Raw genomic sequence first — 19,010 nt, forward strand, 5'->3', positions numbered from 1 at the left:
GCACGCACCAAGCGGGACGCCGACGGGGAGGGCGTCCCGCTTGGTGCGTGCCCAGTCGAACTGACCCTTGCCGACGGTGAGGTTCTTGAAGTTGAGCCAGGCGACGGCGGCCTTGATCTTGTCGCCGGAGATGCCCTGCTTGATCATGTAGTTGTTGCCACCGGCCAGGGTGTTCTTCTCGCCGGGGATGGGCCCCATGCCGAAGTTCTCGTACTTCGCGCCGAGTTGCTGGACCATGTACGCGATGTCGTCGGGGGCGGCGAGGAACATGCCGAGCTTGTCGGTGGCTATCTGCTTCTGCAGGTCGCCCCATTTGAGCAGCTGGGTCTTGCCCATGCTGTCGTCCTCCCAGCGCATGGCGTGGAGGTTCTTGGCGACCTGCTTGCCGAGCTCGTTGTTGAAGGCGGCCTTCTTGCCGCTCGCGTCGACGACCTCGCCGCCGACGCTGTACATCTGGGCGGTGAAGTGCCAGCCGCCGGTGTTGCCGGCGCTGTACTCACCGAAGCCGGCGATGCCGTTGCCGAGTCCGGCGATCTTCTTGGCGGCGGCGCGGAGCTCCTCCCAGGTGCGCGGCGGGGCGTCGGGGTCGAGGCCGGCGTCCTTGAAGAGCTTGCGGTTGACCAGCAGGCCCATCGTGTAGTTGCTGGTGGGCAGGCCGTACAGCTTGCCGTCCTGCCTGAGGGAGCCGAGGACGTTCGGGTCGATGTCCTTGAGGAGCGGGACGCTCTTGTCGTTGACGTACGCGGTGATGTCCGCGGCGCCGTTCTCGGAGAGCACCTGCGGCAGGTCGGTGAAGTAGGTGTAGAACACGTCCGGCTGGGACTTGGCCTTGAGCATCGCGGTGAACCGCGGCGGCTCCAGACACTGGCCGGGGGTGGAGCGGCCCTCGATGGTGACATTGGGGTACGTCTTGTTGAACTCGGCGACGTCCTCCTTCCACTCCTTGAGCTCGGCCGCCTTCGCCGCGGGGGGCATGCAGTCGATCGTGAGCGTGACCTTGGTCTTCGGGTCCAGCGGGGCGGTGGGGTCGGAGGACCCACCGCCCTCGGAACCGCCGCTGCCGTTGTTGCTGCTGCTCGTGCCGCAGGCGGCGAGCGCGGTCAGCGTGAGCGCGGAGACGAGGGTGACCGCGCTGGCGCGGCGCGTACGGCGGAACCGGGCACTTCTCATGAGTGGTCCCCTTCGGGCCTGAACGTGGAGGTCGCCCCACCGCCTGTGCGTTGTGGGGCGCCGCTCACTCAACCACCATCAACAAGTGAACGCAAGATATCGCGCTGATTTCGTAATTGCCTGACAGTCAGGGGCTGATGGGACTGGTTGACCGCTCAGGAAGCCGATAGTTCAGGGGCACGAGACCGGGGCCACAGGGCACCGCACGAGAGACGGGTGACAGAACGCACGCAAGACCGATGCAAGTGACTGCAAGCCACCTGCATCGGCCTCGCGAGGTGAGGGCGGGGTGTCCCGCCGGCCGGACTACGGGTTGACGACGTTGATCTTGAAGGTGGAGGTGGTGTTACGGATGTCCACCGCGTTGCCGCTCAGCCGCAGCCCGTTGAAGGTCACCTCCCCCACGGCGGGCCCCTGCCCCGACTCGGGCATCTCGTTGGCCCACAGGCCGAACCCGGACTTGGCGTCGAACGCGTCACCGCTCTTGCGCGCGCCCGTGATCGAGACGTCCGTGAACACGGTGTCCTTGATGGGGAACTGTGGCTGGCCGCCCACGTAGTTCGTCTGGAACATCACCCCGCTGTACGTGGGGTCGACGATGTCCACATGGCTCACCCTGATGCCCTGGAAGACCTTCGACGCGGAGAACACCCAGATGCCGGGGAAGGTCTGGGAGCCCCAGAAGTGGCCGCCCGCCCGGACGACGGAGATGTTCTCGAAGGTCGTGGGTTCGGTCCCGAAGCCGTTCATCGGATAGCCGAAGTCCAGGGACGAGATGGTGATGCCGGCGTAGACGAGCGTGTCGGCGATGTGGATGTTGCGGAAGGTGTTGTTGTAGCCGCCGTAGACGGCCACGCCCGCCGCCCGCCAGGTCAGGGTGGTGGTGAGGTTCTCGTAGACGTTGTTCTTCATGTCGGCGCCGCCGGCGTCGATCGCGGAGAACAGGGCGAAGCTGTCGTCACCGGTGGCCCGCGCGTCGTTGTTGACGACGTGGTTGTCCGTCGAGCCGTTGGTCATGTTGATGCCGTCGGCGAACAGGTTGCGGATCCGGGAGTTCTTGACGGTGATCCGGTCGGTGTTGGCGCCCCAGTAGAGGCACACCATGTGCTCGTTCCAGATGTCGTCGATGACGATGTCGGTGACGTTCGCGAAGTCGAAGACCTTGCCCGGTCCGTCGATGCGCGAGGTGTAGTTCCCGAAGTAGGCGAAGCCCTTGAACAGCGAGCCCTTGGCCGCCGCCTCGGCGCGGAAGCCGACGTCGGTGTTGTCCTGGGTCGACGGGGCGTGGAACGTCGTGAACCACGGTCCGGCGCCGACCACCTTGACCGGCTTCCCGTACACCTGGAACTTGCTCGCCGTCTGGTAGTCGCCCGGCGGCAGGTAGACACCGACGAGCGTGCCCGTGGTGTCCATCCGGACCTTGTCCAGGGCGTTCTGCACGTCCTGGTGGCCGAATCCGGCCGGCACGGTGTACGCGGCCGGGTCCGGGTTCCCGGCCGGGGCGACCTGCTCCAGGTTCACGAAGTCGATCGCGTACGTGGAGGTGTTCGCAGCGTCCTTCTGGAGCCGGATCCTGCTGCCCGCCGGGACGGTCCCGCCGAGGAGCAGGTGCGCCTCGTCGTAGATGTGGCGCGGTGCCCCCGAGCCCGGGGAGTTGCCGGGTCCGGCCTCGGCACCGTACAGCCAGGCGTACTTCGACGTCAGCGGGAGCGACTTCTTGAACACCCCGTCGACGTAGACGTTGATGGTGGAGTCGATGCCGCCGCCGCCCGGGGAGTCCGGGATGGAGAAGCGGGTCACCAGGGTGTTGGTCGAGCGCCGGGTGGTGAACTCGACGTACTCCCCCGTCGCGTCCAGGCTGACGGCCCTGCGGCCGGAGGCCTCGCCCGCGATGTCGCCGATGGTGCGGTTCGGCCCCGCGACGGTCGCTCCGCCGCCGACGGTGCCGTCCTCCGCCTCGTACATGTCGTACGGCATGTTGGCGCCGCGTCCGACGAAGAGGGGCTGGGTGGAGGTGTTGTTGGCGCGCTTGACCGGGAGTTCGTTGGCGTCGTCGGCGACGACCGTCTTCACCGTGTAGGAGCCGTTGGCCGCCGTCCACGGGCCGAGGTTCACCTCGGCGCCCGCACCGGCCGCGAGGGCTCCGTTGTGGGTGCCCGTCAGGGTCTTGACGGTGGCGCCCGTCGAGTCCGTCAGGGTCAGGGTGACGCCGTGGGCGCCCGCTGCGCTCGCCGCGGTGCCCTGGTTCCTCAGGGCCACCTTGAAGGTGACAGTGTCACCTGCGGCCGGGCTGGACGGCGACGTCGTCACCGCGGCGGCGACCAGGTCGGAGCTGGACACCGGCGCGACCACCAGGGCGGTGGGGCGGGTGTGGGTGTTGTTGGACTCGTTCTGCTCGATGACGGCGTTCGCCTCGTCGGCGACGGCGCTGAGCTGGTAGCTGCCGGCGTCGCGGGCGCCGATGGAGGCGCTGACCGTGGTCTGGGCGCCCGCGGCCAGGGCTCCGACCTGCGCGGTGGCGACCTTGGTGCCACCGAGGCGCAGCGCGACGGCGCTGGCCGGTGCGGCGGCCGGACCGCTGTTGCGGACGGTGGCGGTGACGGTGATCGGGTCCGACTCGACCGGCGAGGCGGGCGTGGTGGTGAGGCCGGTGACCTCGAGGTCGGGGTTGGGGGCGAGGACGCCGATGACCTGGAACTCGGCGAGCTGGCCCGCCGCGGAGCCGGTGTTGGCGGTGAACTTCAGCTGGACGTCGGCGACGCGGGCGGAGACGGGGAGGGTGACGGTGTTGCCGCTCGCCGGGTCGAAGGTGTAGCTCTTCGCGGCCGTGATGACGCTGAAGCCGGTGGCGCTCTGCTCGCGGCCGAGGACCTCGACGGTCTGGCTGCGGGTCGACCAGGCCGTGCCCGGGTTGAGCTTGAGGACGAGGCGGTCGACGTCGGCGTTGGAGCCGAGCTTGACGGTCAGGGTGTTCGGGTAGCTGCCGCCGGCGCCTTCCCAGTAGGTGCTGACGTTGTTGTCGTTGGCGTTGGCCGCGACGAAGGTGTGCACGACGGAGGAGGCGTTGATCTCCTTGCCGACGGAGAGGTTGGAGCCGGTGCCGCCGCTGCCGGTGCGGGTGACGGCGTTGCTGTCGCTCGACTGGTTGCCCGCCGCGTCCTTGGCGCGGACGCGGTAGGTGACGGTCGCGGAGGCCGGCTGGTTGTCGGTGTAGGTGGTGACGTTTCCGGCGACGCTGCCGCGGAGGACGTTGTCGGCGTAGACGTCGTAGCCGGTGACGCCGGTGTTGTCCGAGGAGGCGTTCCAGGTCAGCTTGATCTGCCCGGCGGCGGGCTCGGTGAACGCGAGGTTCGCGGGGGCCGTCGGAGCCTGGGTGTCGCCGGTGTCGCCGGTGCGGGTGACGGCGTTGCTGTCTGCGGACTGGTTGCCCGCCGCGTCCTTGGCGCGGACCCGGTAGGTGACCGTCTGGTTCGCCGGCCGGGTGTCGGTGAAGGTGGTGACGTTCCCGGCGACGCCGGCCAGCAGGGTGCCGTTGGCATAGACGTCGTAGCCGGTGACGCCGGTGTCGTCGGTGGCGGCGTTCCAGGTGAGCCGGATCTGGTCGGTGGCCGGCTGGGTGAGGGCGAGGTTCGCGGGCGCGGACGGTGCCTGGGTGTCGCCCGAGGCCGGCCCGTAGATCTCCAGCTCGGAGAGCTGGGCGGCGGGCTGGACGCTGTTCGCCGTGACGAGGGCCCGGACGTACCGGGTGGTGGTCGCGTCGAAGGTGATCGTCGCGGCCCGTCCCCCGGCGGCGTCGAAGGTGTACGCCTGGGCGGCGGTCAGATCGGTGAAGGCGGTGCCGTTCGCACTGCCCTGGATCTTGAGGGTCTGGCTGCGCGCGCCCCAGCCGTCGGGAAGCCGGAGGACGACCCGGTCGACGCGGACGGACGAGCCGAGGTCGGCCTGGATCCACTGCGGGAGGGCGTTGTTGGCGCTCTCCCAGTAGGTGGCCCGGTTGCCGTCGTTGGCGTTGCCCGCCGCGTACACCTCGGTGTGGCTGCTCGCGGTCAGGGTACGGCCGCTCGCCAGGTTGGCCGAGGACCCGTCGGCGGCGTGGACCTCCAGTTCGGAGAGCTGCGCGGCCTGCCAGCCGGTGTTGGCGGTGATGTCGACCCGTACGAACCGGGCCTGGGTGGCCGGGAAGGAGACCGTCACGGTGTTGGCCGCGCCCGGGGCGAAGGTGTAGGAGGCGGAGTTCTTGAGGGTGGCGAAGCTCGTGCCGTCGGCGCTGCCCTGGACGGAGAGCGTCTGGTTGCGGCTCTCCCAGCCTGCGGGCAGTCTCAGGACCACCTCGTCCACGCGGGTGGTGGCGCCGAGGTCGACCTGGACCCACTGGGGCAGGGTGCTGCCGGCGCTCTGCCAGTACGTTCCCTGGTTGCCGTCGGTGATGTTCGCGGCGCCGTACTCGGCGTGGGATCCGGAGGCCGCGGCGGCGTCGCCCAGGGCGATGTTGGGGCCGCCCGCCGCCTGGGCGGACATGAGGGGTCCTCCCAGGGCCAGGAGGCTGGTCGCGATCACGGCGCTCAGGCCCCGTGATCTCCAGTGGCGGAAACTCATCCGTCCTCGCTCTCGATTCGTGTGCACGGGGTCAGCCGGTCCGGTTGACGACGAACTGGGATCCGGGCTCGACGAGGACGTCTCCCTCGGCCGAGTGGGTGATGGTGACGCCGGTCAGCGTCGCGCTGCCGCGGGCGCCGCTCATCGCGAGGATCCCGGAGCCGTTGACCGACTTGTCGATGCGGACGTTGGTGATCCTCACGTCCGGCATCTCGCCGCCACCCGTCTTGAACTGGATGCCGTCGTAGGTCGAGTCGAGGATCTCGGTGTCCCGGATGGTGACGCCGGGGATCGGCTGGCCCTGGGCGAAGAGGGTGATGGCGCCGAACTCCTGGTCCTCGTTCCAGAACGCCCCGCCGGTGCGGTGCAGGGCGTTGTTGGAGATGAGGGTCTGGCCGGAGAAGGGCAGCGGGTCGTGGTCGGTCGCGAGCATGATCCCTGGGTAGTTCATGGTGTCCGAGATGATGTTGTTCTCGATGGTGTTGCCGTAACCGCCGTAGACCGCGATGCCGTTGGCACGCCAGGGCAGCTGGACGGTGTTGTTGCGGAAGTGGTTGTCGTGGCCGACGTCGACCGAGGTGTCCTTGACGTACTTGCTGGCCCAGACGGCCAGGGCGTCGTCGCCGGTGTTGCGGAAGGACGAGTTGAAGACGGTCGAGTTGCGGGTGCCGTTGGCGAAGTTGATGCCGTCGGCGTAGGTGTTGCGGATCCGCATGCCGGTGAACTCCAGGCCGTCTCCGGGGCCCCACAGTTCGGGGAGGTTGGAGTAGTCGCGGCCGGCCCAGACGCCGACGTTGGCGTGCTCGATCCAGACGTTGCTGATCTTGGTGTCCTTGCCGAAGCGCCCGTTGAGGCCCACGCCGCCCTCGGCGTTGCCGTCACCGCCGCGGATCGCCCCGGAGCCGAAGATGGCGATGTCGGAGATCTGGGTGTTGTGGTCGATGTCGAAGCCGAAGTTGCCCTCGTGCGGGTGGTTGATGCCGCCGGCCTCGTGCGGCGGGGTGAGGGTGTAGAGCTGGGAGTGCCACATGCCCGCGCCGCGGACGGTGACGTCGCGGATGCCGACCTGGTTGAACTGACCGCGGTCGAGCGGGTCGTCGGTGAGGATCTTCTGCTCCTGGCGCCACTGTCCGGCGGGGATCCAGACACAGGGGATCTGGCCGTTCTGGTCGGCGGTCACGGCGCGCTGGAGGGCGTCGGTGTCGTCGATGCCGTCGTTGGGGACGGCGCCGTACTCGGTGATGGAGACGCAGTTCGCCGGCTTGGCGGCCGGGGGCGCGACCTGCTCCAGGTCGATCAGGTCGATGATGTAGAAGGACGCCGAGTCCCCGGCGTCGCGTTGGAGGCGGAACTTCGTGCCCACCGGGTAGGACTGGGCGAGCAGGGCGTGGGACTCGTCGAAGAGGCGCCGGGCGTCGCCGCCGGGACGGTTGGTGAGTCCTTCGGGGTCGTCGGTGCTGCCGTAGAGCCAGCTGTGCTTGGACGACAGGGTCAGCTTGCGGACGAAGACGTCGTCGGCGTAGAGGCTGATCGTGGCGTCGGCGCCGCCGCCCGCGGCGGCGTCGGGCACGGAGTTGCGGACGACGACGGAGTTGGCCGGGTTGGTGGAGGTGAACTCGACGAACTCACCGGTGGCGTTGAGCCGGACCGACTTGCGGCCGGAGGACTCGGTGGCGAAGTTGGTGTGCCCGAAGGTCCGCTTCTGGTCGGCTGTGAGCAGGGTGCCCTGGTAGCGGGCGTCCTCCGCCTCGTACTCGGTGTACGGAACCGCGGCGCCCCGGCCCACGACGAGGGAGCGCGAGAAGACGTTGTTCGTCTCGTCGGTCTCGGTGAGGGTGCCCGTGGCGTCGGCGGTCCCGGTGAGGGTGGCGCCGCCGGTGGTGGCGGTCCAGCTGCCGGAGATCGGCACGGTGACCGTCTGGCCCGCGGCGATGGTGCCCGTGGTGCCGTTGAGGGTGGTGGTGCCCGCGGTCAGCCGGGTGACCGTGCCGGCGGCGGTGGTCGTGCCGCGGTTCTGGACGGCGACGGTGAAGGTGACGGCGGAGCCGACGGCGGGGCTGGTCGGGTTGCTGGTGATCCCGGTGACCCGCAGGTCGGGGCCGGGGCTCTGGCCGACGACCAGTTTCGTGGCGGCTGTGCGGCTGTTGTTGCCGTTGTCCTGCTCGGGGACGGTGTCGGTCGGGTCGACCACCGCCGAGACGGTGTACGAGCCCACGGGCCGCTTGCCCACGGTGACCGGGACGGTCGCCGAGGCACCGGCGGCGAGGGCGCCGACCTGGGCGGAACCGGCCACGGCACCTTCGACACTGACCTCGACGGTCGAAGTGGCGGCCGCCGCGGTGCCGGCGTTGCGCACGGTGGCGTCGACGGTCACGGTGTCCGTCTCGGAGGGGGTGGACGGAGACCAGGTCAGATCGGTGACGGTGAGGTCGGGGCCGGGTGCCGCCGCGCCCACGACCTGGAACTCCGCGACCTGGGCGCCGGGGGCGCCGGTGTTGGAGAAGAAGGTCAGCCGCAGGTCGGCGTAGCGGCCGGTGACCGGGATGGTGACGGTGTTCTGCCCGGTGGAGGGGTTGAACGCGTAGTCGGCGCGTGCCTTGAGCGAGGTGAAGCCGGAGGCGGCCTGCTCCCGCCCGAGGACCTGGATGGCCTGGGTGCGCGGGCCCCAGACCTGGGCCGGGTTGAGCTTGACGACGACGGCCGTGACATCGGCGTTGGCACCGAGCTTGACCGTCAGGTCGGCCGGGAATCCGGCGGACTCCCAGTAGCTGGTGGTGCTGTCGTCGTTGGCGTTGGCCGCGACGTACGTCTGGGTCGTGGAGCTCGCCTCGATGGGCTTGTTGCGCGCGAGGTTGGTGCCGGTGGGCGGCGGGTCGACCGGGCCGCCGCCGCTCTCGCCGTAGACCTCGACCTCGGAGAGCTGGGCGGCGTTCCAGCCGGTGTTGGCCGTCACCTGCACGCGGACGTACCGGGTCGTCGTGGAGGTGATGCCGACGGTGACGGTGTTCGACGCGGAGGGGTCGAACGCGCGCGGCTGGGGCGTGGCGAGGGTGGTGAAGGTGGTGCCGTCGGTACTGCCGAGCACCGCGACGGTCTGGGAGCGGGCCTCCCAGGTGGTGGGGAGCTTCAGGACGACGCTGTCGACGCGGGTTCCGGCGCCGAGGTCGACCTGCACCCACTGCGGGAACGATCCTGCGGGGCCCTCCCAGTAGGACTGCTGGCTGCCGTCGGTGACGTTGCCGGCCGGGTAGGCGCCGTGGGCGCCGGATGCCGTGGCCGTTCTGCCGAGGGCGAGGTTGGTCGCGGCCATCGCGTACGCGGTGACCGGAAGGAGTCCGACGGCGATCAGTCCGGCTATCAGGACGCCGATCGTCAGCCGCCAGCTCAGGATTTTGCCTCTCATATGGGCCTCTCCGCCTGCTGGGCCACCGGTTCGGAGCCGGCACACGGCCTCTCGCCAGGAACCCAGCGGAACTCTGACAATGAATGACGGCGAGTGACAGATTTATTGAGCATTTTCGTTAATCTTTTGCGCCGCCGGGGTGTCAGGTTTCTAGCAGGTCACCGCTTTGTCAACAGCCGTGACAGAAACGGGGGTTGGGCCGCCGCATCCGCGCAGGTCAACGAAAAACGGCGCCGGGGAGGCGGTGAGGCCTCCCCGGCGCCGGAGCCGGGAACGGTGAGCGGGAGGATCAGACGGTCGGCGGCGGCGCGGTCGAGCCGCGCACCACGAGTTCGGGCTCGAAGAGGAGCTCACCGGGGTCCGTCTGCGTGCCCTGGATCTGGGCGCAGAGCAGCTCGACGGCGGCGCGCCCCATGGCCTCGATGGGCTGGCGCACGGTGGAGAGCGGCGGCTCGGTGCAGTTCATGAAGGCGGAGTCGTCGAAGCCGACGACGGACACCTGGGCGGGAACCGAGAGGCCGCGGCGGCGGGCGGCCCTGATGGCGCCGAGGGCGAGCGGGTCGCTGGCGCAGACGATGCCGGTGACACCCCGCTCCAAGAGGCGGGTGGCGGCGGCCTGCCCGCCTTCGAGCGAGAAGATCGACCGTACGACGTACTCGTCCGGCAGGTCCCCGCCGGCGGCCTCGGCCACGGCCCGGGCCGCTTCGAGCTTGCGGCGGGAGGGGACGTGGTCACCGGGGCCGAGGACGAGGCCGATCCTCTCGTGCCCGAGGGAGGCCAGGTGGCGCCAGGCCTGCTCGACGGCGACGGCGTCGTCGCAGGAGACGCAGGGGAAGTTGAGCCCCTTGATGGAGGCGTTGATCAGGACCACCGGGATGTTGCGCTCGGCGAGCTGGTGGTAGTGGTCGTGCGGGGCGTCGGCCTGCGCGAACAGCCCTCCGGCGAAGACGACTCCGGACACCTGCTGCTGGAGCAGGAGGTCGACGTAGTCCGCCTCGGAGACGCCGCCCTTGGTCTGGGTGCACAGGACGGGGGTCAGCCCCTGCTGCGCGAGCGCGCCACCGATCACCTCCGCGAACGCGGGGAAGATGGGGTTCTGCAGCTCCGGCAGCACGAGGCCGACCAGGCGCGCGCGCTCGCCCCGCAGCTGTGTGGGCCGCTCGTATCCGAGCACGTCGAGCGCGGTGAGGACGGACTGCCGTGTCGCCTCGGAGACACCGGGCTTTCCGTTGAGGACACGGCTGACCGTCGCCTCGCTGACTCCCACCTTCTTGGCCACTTGAGCAAGTCGTCGCGTCATGCACGCAAGAGTATCGCAAGCTTCGCAAGCGAGTTGCGTCGTTACCAAGCTCTTGCAGTGCACGAACGCAACCCATGAGAGCGGACAACGCTTGAAGGGTTGACGGGCAGAAGGGCGCCTCATAACTTCATGACTTGATAAAAGGCTTGCTGCTGTTGTCCGTTGGGCGCGAGACGGCGAAAGGGTTGTCAGGTGCATAACACACGTAGGCGTGTACGCACGTTCCTCCGGCGGGGAGTGGAGAGACGAGAGCGGCGAGCGGCCGCCGGGCTCCGCACCCGGCGCCTCCGGCCGCTCACCGCCCTGACCGCCGGCGCACTCGTCGCCGGCAGCCTGGTCCTCACCGGTCCCGGCACCGCCCAGGCCGCGGGCGAGCGGGTGGACGTCTGGCTCACCACGACCTCCGACTCCGGCGGCCGCACCGTCACACGCGGTCTCGCCCAGCAGGCGCCCCTCGCCTTCGGCCCGGCCGGCGGCTCCGCGAACCACACCGTCACCGTCAACGAGAACACCACGTACCAGCAGTTCGAGGGCGGTGGCGCGTCGATCACCGACACCACCGCCCATCTGCTGCGCGGCGGCGCCGTCAGCGCCGCCACCCGTGACGACGTGATGCGCAAGCTGTTCTCGCCGACCGAGGGCATCGGCCTGTCCTTTGTCCGCAACCCCATCGGTGCCTCGGACCTCTCCCGGCCCGGGAACGTCTCCCTCGACGACACCTGCTGCGGCCTCGACGACTTCGGCACCAACGGCTACGACACCAACGTCCGGCTGCTGACCGCGCAGGCCAAGCAGCTCAACCCGGCCCTCCGGGTCAAGGGCGTGCCGTGGAGCGCGCCGGGCTGGATGAAGGACAACGGCCGGATGGACCAGATGGGCTGGCTGAAGGCGGAGTACTACCCGCTGTACGCCCAGTACCTGGTGAAGTACGTGCAGAGCTACCAGGCCGCGGGGGTGAAGGTCGACTACCTCTCCGTGCAGAACGAGCCGAACTGCTGTCAGGCCGGCAACCCGACCGCCATGAACTACCCGGGCATGAGCTGGAACCCGGCCGGGCTCGTCGAGTTCACCAAGAACCACGTCTACCCGGCCTTCCGGGCCGCGGGCATCACCACCAAGGTCCTCGTCCACGACTGGAACTACGGCGACTACGCCAACTTCGGCGCCGGGATCCTGAACGACGCGGGAGTGCGCAACGATCCGCTGTTCGGCGGCATCGCCTGGCACGGCTACTTCGGCGACCCGGCCGTCGGCACCCAGGTCCACAACCAGTACCCGTCGGTGAAGCAGTTCAGCACCGAGCACTCGGGCGGCACCTGGATCGGGAACCAGCACAACGAGGACATGAGCGACATCGTCACCTACGCCCGCAACTGGAGCGGCAGCCTGGTCAAGTGGAGCCTGGGCCTCAACCAGAACATGGGTCCGCACAACGGCGGCTGCGGCACCTGCACCGGCCTCATCACCGTGCAGGAGGGCGGCGCCCGTGCCGGACAGGTCGACTACACCGTCGAGTACTACACCACGGGCCACCTCACCAAGTTCGTGAAGCCCGGCGCGTACCGCATCGACTCCACCGCGAACAGCACGGTCCAGAACGTGGCCTGGCGCAACACCGACGGCTCCAAGGCGCTGATCGCCCACAACGGCGGCACCTCCGCCCAGTCCGTCCGGGTCGACTGGGGCAACCAGTCCTTCACGTACACGCTGCCCGCCCGCACCACCGCGACCTTCACCTGGTCCGGGACGAGCGGTGGCGGCGAGAGCGGTGGCGGCACGCTGACCGGTCTGGCCGGCAAGTGCCTGGACGTGGCCGGCGGCGCCGGCGCCGACGGCACCCCCGTCCAGCTGTACGGCTGCAACGGCACCGAGGCGCAGCGCTGGACGCTCGCCGCCGACGGCAGCGTCCGGGCACTCGGCAAGTGCCTCGACGTCACCGGCGGTTCGACGGCCGACGGCGCCCAGGTCCAGTTGTACAACTGCAACGGCACCGCGGCTCAGCGCTGGACGTACAACGCCACCACGCACGACGTGGTCAACACCGGCGCGAACAAGTGCCTGGACATCACCGGCAACTCCTCCGCCGACGGGACCCGGGCGCAGATCTGGACCTGCACCGGCGGGGCCAACCAGAAGTGGACCCACAACGCGGCCTGATCCGCCGCCTCCCGCTCCCCTCCGTCCTCCTCCCCCGCACAGGGCCCACAGACCGGCCCTTCAAGGAGCCCGAATGCCACCCGCACGTCCCCGCAGAACGGTGAGCGCGACCGTCGTCGCCACCACGGCCGTCCTCACCGGTCTGCTCACCGGCGGCCTGCCGAGCGCCGCCGCACAGGAACCCGCACCCCGGGCCGTCGACCGGTTCGAGGGCGAGGTCCCCTTCGCGTCACCGCCCGCCGAGGGTCTGTTCACCTGGGGAAACGCCACCGAGTCGCACCCGAAGCTCGAACTGAGGGAGCGCGCCGACGCTCCCGAGGGCGGCAAGGTCCTCGAAGGCCGCTACGACATCAGCGGCTGGGGCGGCTTCACCCACGACTTCGCCTTCGACCGGCCGGCGCACGACTGGACGGCGTACAAGGGCATCCGGTTCTGGTGGTACGGCCAGAACACGGCGCCGCTGCCGCCCGGCTCGGGCAAGCGGATCGCCCTGGAGATCAAGGACGGCGGCGCGAACGGCGAGGCGTCCGAGCTGTGGACGACCTCCTTCACCGACGACTGGGAGGGCTGGCACCTCGTCGAGGTCCCGTTCTCGGAGTTCCAGTACCGGACCGACTACCAGCCCGTCGGCGGCATCGACCAGGTCCTCGGCCTCGACCGGATGTGGGGATACGCGGTCACGCTCCCGACCGGCGGGCCGGGGTCGTTCGCCCTGGACGGCGTCGAGCTGTACGGCACGGCGGAGCCCGCCCTGAACACCAAGGTGGTCACGAAGTCCGTCGTGCACCCCGTCGACGAGGGCGGCACTGCCCGGGTCGACGTCTCGGTGGCCACCACCGGCTTCGGGCCGATCGGTGAGCCCGTCACCGTGACGTACGGGACGGAGAGCGGCGGCACCGAGCCGGGAGGGGCCGAGCCGGGGAAGGACTACCGGCCGGTCACGGGCAGCGTCGAGTTCCCCGCGGGGACGCCCTCCGGTACGACCCGCTCGATCACCGTGCAGACCCTGAAGGACGGTACGGCCGAGTCCGCCGAGACGATTCCGCTGCGGCTCACGGTCGACGGCGCCAAGGCTCCCGCCGAGACCCCGCTGGTCGTGGTGAACGCGCACGGTCTGCCGTACCTCGACGCCAGGCTGCCGGTACGCAAGCGGGTCGCCGATCTGCTCTCCCGGATGTCCCTGGCGGAGAAGGCCGGACAGATGACGCAGGCCGAGCGCAACGCGCTGAAGGCCCAGGGTGACATCGCCGGATACGCCCTCGGGTCACTGCTCTCCGGCGGCGGCTCGGTCCCCACGCCGAACACGCCCGCGGCCTGGGCGGCGATGGTCGACGCGTACCAGCTGCGCACGCGGGCGACCCGCTTCCAGATCCCGCTGATCTACGGCGTGGACGCCGTGCACGGGCACAACAACGTCATCGGCGCGACGATCATGCCGCACAACATCGGCATCGGCGCCGGCCGTGACCCGGAGCTCGCCGCGCGGACCGGCGCCGTCACGGCGAAGGAGGTCCGGGCGACCGGCGTGCCCTGGGACTTCGCCCCGTGCCTCTGCGTGACCCGCGACGAGCGCTGGGGCCGTTCCTACGAGGCCTTCGGCGAGGACCCCGCGCTGGTCACCGCGATGGAGACCGTCATCACCGGCATGCAGGGCGCGCGGAACGGCAAGGACCTCGACCGCAACGACAAGGTCCTCACCAGCGCCAAGCACTTCGTCGGCGACGGCGGCACCGCCTTCGGCTCCTCGACCACCGGTTCGTACACGATCGACCAGGGCGTCACCAAGGTCAGCCGCGCGGAGCTGGAGGCCGTGCACCTGGCCCCGTTCGCGGAGGCGGTGAAGCGCGGTACGGGCACGGTCATGCCCTCGTACTCCTCGCTCGACATCCTCGGGGACGAGCAGGGTCCGGTGAAGATGCACGCCAACGCCGAGATGATCAACGGCGTCCTCAAGGACCGCATGGGCTTCGAGGGCTTCGTCATCAGCGACTGGCAGGCCATCGACCAGATCCCCGGCGACTACCCCAGCGATGTGCGCACCTCGGTCAACGCCGGTCTCGACATGATCATGGTGCCGACGAACTACCAGGAGTTCACCCGGACCCTCACCTCCGAGGTCGGGTCCGGCCGGATCCCCACCGCACGGATCGACGACGCGGTGGCCCGCATCCTGACCCAGAAGTTCCGCCTCGGTCTCTTCGAGAAGCCGTACGCGGACACCACGAACCTGCCGTCGATCGGCTCGGCCGAGCACCGCGCGGTGGCGCGGGAGGCCGTGGCGAAGTCGCAGGTGCTCCTGAAGAACGAGGGTTCCGTCCTGCCGCTGAAGCCCGGCCAGAAGGTGTACGTGGCCGGGTCGAACGCCGACGACCTCGGCAACCAGGCCGGTGGCTGGACCATCAGCTGGCAGGGCTCCTCCGGCCGCACCACGACCGGCACGACGATCCTCGAAGGCATGCGGAAGGCCGCGCCGGAGGCCAGGATCGGCTGGTCGAAGGACGCCTCCGCGCCGACCGAGGGCTACGACGTCGGTGTGGTGGTGGTCGGCGAGACCCCGTACGCGGAGGGCTTCGGTGACGTGGGCAACGGCAACGACCTCGAACTGACGGCCGCCGACAAGGCCGCGGTCGACAAGGTCTGCGCGGCGATGCCGTGCGCGGTCCTGGTCGTGTCGGGGCGCCCGCAGCTCATCGGCGACCGGCTGCCGGCCGTCGACGCCCTGGTCGCCTCCTGGCTGCCGGGCACGGAGGGCGACGGCGTCGCCGACGTCCTCTACGGAAAGCGGCCGTTCACCGGGCAGCTTCCGGTGACGTGGCCGAAGTCGGAGTCCCAGCTGCCCCTCAACGTGGGTGACAGCAGCTACGACCCGCAGTACCCGTACGGCTGGGGGCTGACCACCCTCACCCCGGCACCGTCCGGTGGGGAGCCCGCTCTGCGGGCCCTGCGGGTCGCCGCCAAGGCGCTCCAGGCGGTCGGCCGGGGCGACTCCGCCGAGGGGCGGAAGCTCGTCGCGGTGGCGCGGCAGATCGTCCAGAAGAGGATCGGCCAGCACATCACCGAGGCCACGGCCGGGCCTTTCGCCGACGCGGACCATCTGCTGCTCACGGGGGACCTCGCGGGAGCGGTCGGCAAGCTGACGGAGGCGTACCAGGCCGCGGGCTGACGGAGAGCGCGGGGACAACGGCCCGACCCCCGGGGGGAGAGTGACACCCCCCGGGGGTCGGGCTTGTCGTGGTCAGCTTCCGGAGCTATCTTGCATTGCATGGTTCCTGGTAACGCAATGAACGAGGCGGGCGACAGGGTCCCCAGCCAGCTCCGCAAGGGAGTGCTGGAGTACTGCGTCCTCGCGCTGCTCAGGAACGAGCCGAAGTACGGCGTCGAGCTCGTCGCCGAGCTCTCCGCGGTCAGCGTGATGACCACCAGTCAGGGCACGATCTACCCCCTGCTGTCACGACTGCGCCGCGAAGGACTCGTCGCCACCGAGCTGCGCGACTCCCCCAGCGGACCGCCGCGCCGCTACTACACGCTCACGCGCGTCGGCCGGGCCTCCCTCACCGAGTTCGCCCATGCGTGGCCGCTGTTCAGGGACGCCGTCGACCACTTCCTCACCGACCCACAGGGGGACTCCGGATGAACACCACCGACCAGCACCCGCTCGTCGCCGCCTACCTCGACGCCGTCGCACGCGAGACGGCCGAGCTGCCCGCCGAGCGCCGGGCCGAACTCCTCGCGGACCTCCGCGAGCACGTCGAGGTCAGCGGCGCGGAGGGCGACGACCAGATCCGCGCCGTCCTCGCCGGCCTCGGCGAGCCCCGTACCGTCGCCGCCTCCGCCCTCGCCGAGGAGGCCCCGGCCGGACCGGCGGCACCGCCCAGCACCGGCCGCACCAAACTGACCGCGATCCTGCTGGGCGTCTCCGGAGTGCTCCTCCTGCTCAACCCGTACGCCGGGGCGATCGCGCTGATCGTCGCCCTGGTGCTGCTGTGGGGCGCGCCCCAGTGGGAGAACCGTCAGAAGCTCATCGGGACCGCGACGGGCGCGGCCGTGCCCTTCGTGGTCTTCCTGGGCGCGCTGCTCGGAGACGCGTCCCGGATCGGGCCGATGGAGGTCCTGCTGATCCTCGCGTTCTCGCTGGCCGTCCCGGCCCTCGGCGCCGCCCTCCTGCTGCGGGCCCTGCGCCGCTGACCCCGGGGAGCGACACGGCTCCGGGTCGGGCCCTCACCGAGGGGCCGACCCGGAGCCGCCCGTTTGCGCGGAGCAGCTGTCAGGCGGCGGGCCCGGGAATCCGGAGCGCCTCGGCGTTGCGGTCCCAGCCGGACCACAGGTCCCCGTCGACGCAGTAGCCGCACCCGGGGCCGAAGAACATCCCGCGCGCGTTCTCGTCGCCGAGCAGCCAGTAACGCAGCCAGGCGGTGGTCGGGCCGCGGAAGTCCCCGCCGTCGCCGATGGAGCTGAGGTGCCCGGCGCCCCGGACCTCGCCGTACACGGCGGGGGCGTGGTCCGTGTCCCGGTACAGCGCCTTCACCAGGGCCGGCCACACCGTCAGGTCGCGCTGGCCGGCCAGATAGAAGACGGGCTCGTCCATGAGGTCCGGGTCGGTCAGCGGACCCGGCTGGATCGGGATGGCGGTGTCGACCCGGGGGTCCACGGCCGCGTTGACGGCGGCGGCTCCGCCCTGCGAGTGACCCGCCGAGGCGATGTGGTCGAGGTCCACCTTGCCGTGGAACGCGCTGGAGCTGTCGGCGTTCCGGTGCTCCAGGACGTCGATCCCCGCGCGCATGCTGAGGGCGAAGTTCGACGTGGGGGTGTTGGCCGCGGCGACGATGAAGCCCTGGCTCGCCCAGTGCCGCAACAGCGAGCTGTAGACGCCGGGCACGGCGCCCGTACCGTTGCCCCAGATGACGACCGGGTGGCGCTCGCCCGCCTGCCCCATGTCCCGCGGATAGTAGAAGGTGTGCACGGCCTCGATGTCGACGGCCACCTCGTACGGCCCCGTCCGGCCCCAGTCGGTGCCGACGGACGGAATGGTCCCCGCGGTCCCCGCGTCGGCGGCCGCGCCGGCCGTGCCCGGCGCGGTGCCCACGGCCATCACGGCGGCGAGCAGAAGACCGCCGAACACCCGACTCGCTCTCCCTGGCATACGAACTCCTTTACGGATCCGGCACGTTGCGCGTCCTCGCAAGCGTGACCAGGCCATGATCGAGCTCACCGGGGCGGGTGTCTGTCCGCAGGAGCCCAGACCTCGCGCCACCCGTTTGTGCATCTGCCCAGAACGCACACCGCCCCCGCCGAATCCGTGGTTCGGCGAGGGCGACGTGCGAGGGCGGAGCTCGGTGCCGGCGTCCGGGGTCAGCGGGCCAGCAGCTGGAGCGTGTCGATCACGCGGTTCGAGAAGCCCCACTCGTTGTCGTACCAGGCGACGACCTTGATGTGACGGCCCTCGACACGGGTGAGCTCCGAGTCGAAGATCGACGAGGCCGGGTTGCCCGTGATGTCGGAGGAGACCAGCGCGTCCTCCGAGTACTCCAGGACACCGGCGAGCGGACCGGCCGCCGCGGTGCGGTACGCCTCGAGGACGTCCTCACGGGTCACGTCGCGGGCGACGGTCGTGTTGAGCTCGACGATCGAGCCGACCGGGACCGGAACGCGGATCGAGTCGCCCGACAGCTTGCCGTCCAGGTTCGGCAGCACGTGGCCGATCGCCTTGGCGGCACCCGTCGAGGTCGGAACGATGTTCACGCCGGCGGCACGGGCACGACGCGGGTCGCGGTGCGGGCCGTCCTGCAGGTTCTGCTCCTGCGTGTAGGCGTGGACCGTCGTCATGAAGCCGTGCTCGATGCCGGCCAGGTCGTCCAGGACCTTGGCGAGCGGCGCGAGCGCGTTCGTGGTGCACGAGGCGTTCGAGACGATCGTGTGCAGGTCCGCGTCGTACGCGTCGGTGTTGACGCCGTACGCGAGGGTGACGTCGGCACCGTCGGCGGGCGCGCTGACGAGGACGCGCTTGGCACCGGCGTCGATGTGGGCGCGGGCGGCCTTGGCGTTGGTGAACCGGCCGGTCGCCTCAAGGACGATCTCGACGCCGAGCTCGGCCCAGGGAAGCTGCGCCGGCTCGCGCTCGGCGAGGACCTTGATGCGGCGGCCGTCGACGACGAGGGTGTCGCCGTCGACGCTCACGGGACGGCCGAGGCGGCCCGAGGTCGAGTCGAAGGCGAGCAGTCGCGCGAGGGCCTTCGGCTCCGTCAGGTCGTTGACGGCCACGACCTCGAGGTCGGTGTCGCGCTCGAGCAGCGCGCGGAGCACGTTGCGTCCGATGCGGCCGAATCCGTTGATGGCGATGCGAGTCATGAATGGTGTCCCTTCAACTTCTGCGTCGCCACCAGGTTC

Annotated in this window: 10 protein-coding genes; 4 read left to right on the forward strand and 6 right to left on the reverse strand. The window is 70.2% G+C overall.

Annotated elements, in window-relative coordinates:
- From AOK00_RS21420 to AOK00_RS21435, 4 genes are all read right to left on the reverse strand, one after another.
- Positions 1 to 1,170 (reverse strand): ABC transporter substrate-binding protein (locus AOK00_RS21420; protein WP_055601912.1); only part of this gene is annotated, 1,170 nt, incomplete at its 3' end.
- Positions 1,171 to 1,476: 306 nt separating this feature from the next.
- Complete coding sequence (locus AOK00_RS21425) at positions 1,477 to 5,766, reverse strand: discoidin domain-containing protein (RefSeq protein WP_055601913.1); 4,290 nt, start codon at positions 5,764 to 5,766, stop codon at positions 1,477 to 1,479.
- A gap of 31 nt (positions 5,767 to 5,797) precedes the next feature.
- Complete coding sequence (locus AOK00_RS21430; RefSeq protein ID WP_055601914.1) at positions 5,798 to 9,169, reverse strand: CARDB domain-containing protein; 3,372 nt, start codon at positions 9,167 to 9,169, stop codon at positions 5,798 to 5,800.
- Positions 9,170 to 9,458: 289 nt separating this feature from the next.
- Positions 9,459 to 10,469: a LacI family DNA-binding transcriptional regulator gene (locus AOK00_RS21435; protein WP_055601915.1), complete on the reverse strand. Its 1,011-nt coding sequence runs from the start codon at positions 10,467 to 10,469 to the stop codon at positions 9,459 to 9,461.
- Positions 10,470 to 10,706: 237 nt separating this feature from the next.
- On the opposite strand from AOK00_RS21435, the gene AOK00_RS21440 reads away from it, so the two are divergent.
- The 4 genes from AOK00_RS21440 (at position 10,707) to AOK00_RS39160 (ending at position 16,811) form a co-directional block, all read left to right on the forward strand.
- On the forward strand, positions 10,707 to 12,626 hold the full coding sequence (locus tag AOK00_RS21440; protein ID WP_055601916.1) for a lectin: 1,920 nt from the start codon (positions 10,707 to 10,709) through the stop codon (positions 12,624 to 12,626).
- Between the two features lie 73 nt (positions 12,627 to 12,699).
- Positions 12,700 to 15,789 (forward strand): glycoside hydrolase family 3 N-terminal domain-containing protein, encoded by a 3,090-nt coding sequence (locus tag AOK00_RS21445; protein WP_055601917.1) that lies wholly within the window; start codon positions 12,700 to 12,702, stop codon positions 15,787 to 15,789.
- A gap of 99 nt (positions 15,790 to 15,888) precedes the next feature.
- Complete coding sequence (locus AOK00_RS21450; protein ID WP_055601918.1) at positions 15,889 to 16,260, forward strand: PadR family transcriptional regulator; 372 nt, start codon at positions 15,889 to 15,891, stop codon at positions 16,258 to 16,260.
- A complete protein-coding gene (locus tag AOK00_RS39160) occupies positions 16,257 to 16,811 on the forward strand; it encodes an HAAS signaling domain-containing protein (protein ID WP_055601919.1) in 555 nt (184 codons plus the stop codon). The genes AOK00_RS21450 and AOK00_RS39160 overlap by 4 nt, the downstream gene beginning before the upstream one ends.
- 79 nt (positions 16,812 to 16,890) lie before the next feature.
- Here AOK00_RS39160 and AOK00_RS21460 read toward each other — a convergent pair whose 3' ends face one another.
- Both AOK00_RS21460 and gap read right to left on the reverse strand, forming a co-directional pair.
- Positions 16,891 to 17,766, reverse strand: coding sequence for a poly(ethylene terephthalate) hydrolase family protein (locus tag AOK00_RS21460; protein WP_079042114.1), 876 nt, complete (start codon positions 17,764 to 17,766; stop codon positions 16,891 to 16,893).
- A gap of 209 nt (positions 17,767 to 17,975) precedes the next feature.
- Complete coding sequence (gene gap, locus AOK00_RS21465) at positions 17,976 to 18,971, reverse strand: type I glyceraldehyde-3-phosphate dehydrogenase (protein WP_055601920.1); 996 nt, start codon at positions 18,969 to 18,971, stop codon at positions 17,976 to 17,978.
- Positions 18,972 to 19,010: the final 39 nt, after the last annotated feature.

Source organism: Streptomyces aureus, from assembly GCF_001418135.1.
Taxonomy (GTDB): Bacteria; Actinomycetota; Actinomycetes; order Streptomycetales; family Streptomycetaceae; genus Streptomyces; species Streptomyces aureus_A.

Excerpts from the sequence above, each read along its gene's own strand:
- AOK00_RS21425 (WP_055601913.1), bottom strand. The coding sequence starts at position 5,766 with ATGAGTTTCCGCCACTGGAGATCACGGGGCCTGAGCGCCGTGATCGCG.
- AOK00_RS21430 (WP_055601914.1), bottom strand. The coding sequence starts at position 9,169 with ATGAGAGGCAAAATCCTGAGCTGGCGGCTGACGATCGGCGTCCTGATA.
- AOK00_RS21435 (WP_055601915.1), bottom strand. The coding sequence starts at position 10,469 with ATGACGCGACGACTTGCTCAAGTGGCCAAGAAGGTGGGAGTCAGCGAG.
- AOK00_RS21445 (WP_055601917.1), top strand. The coding sequence starts at position 12,700 with ATGCCACCCGCACGTCCCCGCAGAACGGTGAGCGCGACCGTCGTCGCC.
- AOK00_RS21450 (WP_055601918.1), top strand. The coding sequence starts at position 15,889 with ATGGTTCCTGGTAACGCAATGAACGAGGCGGGCGACAGGGTCCCCAGC.
- AOK00_RS39160 (WP_055601919.1), top strand. The coding sequence starts at position 16,257 with ATGAACACCACCGACCAGCACCCGCTCGTCGCCGCCTACCTCGACGCC.
- AOK00_RS21460 (WP_079042114.1), bottom strand. The coding sequence starts at position 17,766 with ATGCCAGGGAGAGCGAGTCGGGTGTTCGGCGGTCTTCTGCTCGCCGCC.
- gap (WP_055601920.1), bottom strand. The coding sequence starts at position 18,971 with ATGACTCGCATCGCCATCAACGGATTCGGCCGCATCGGACGCAACGTG.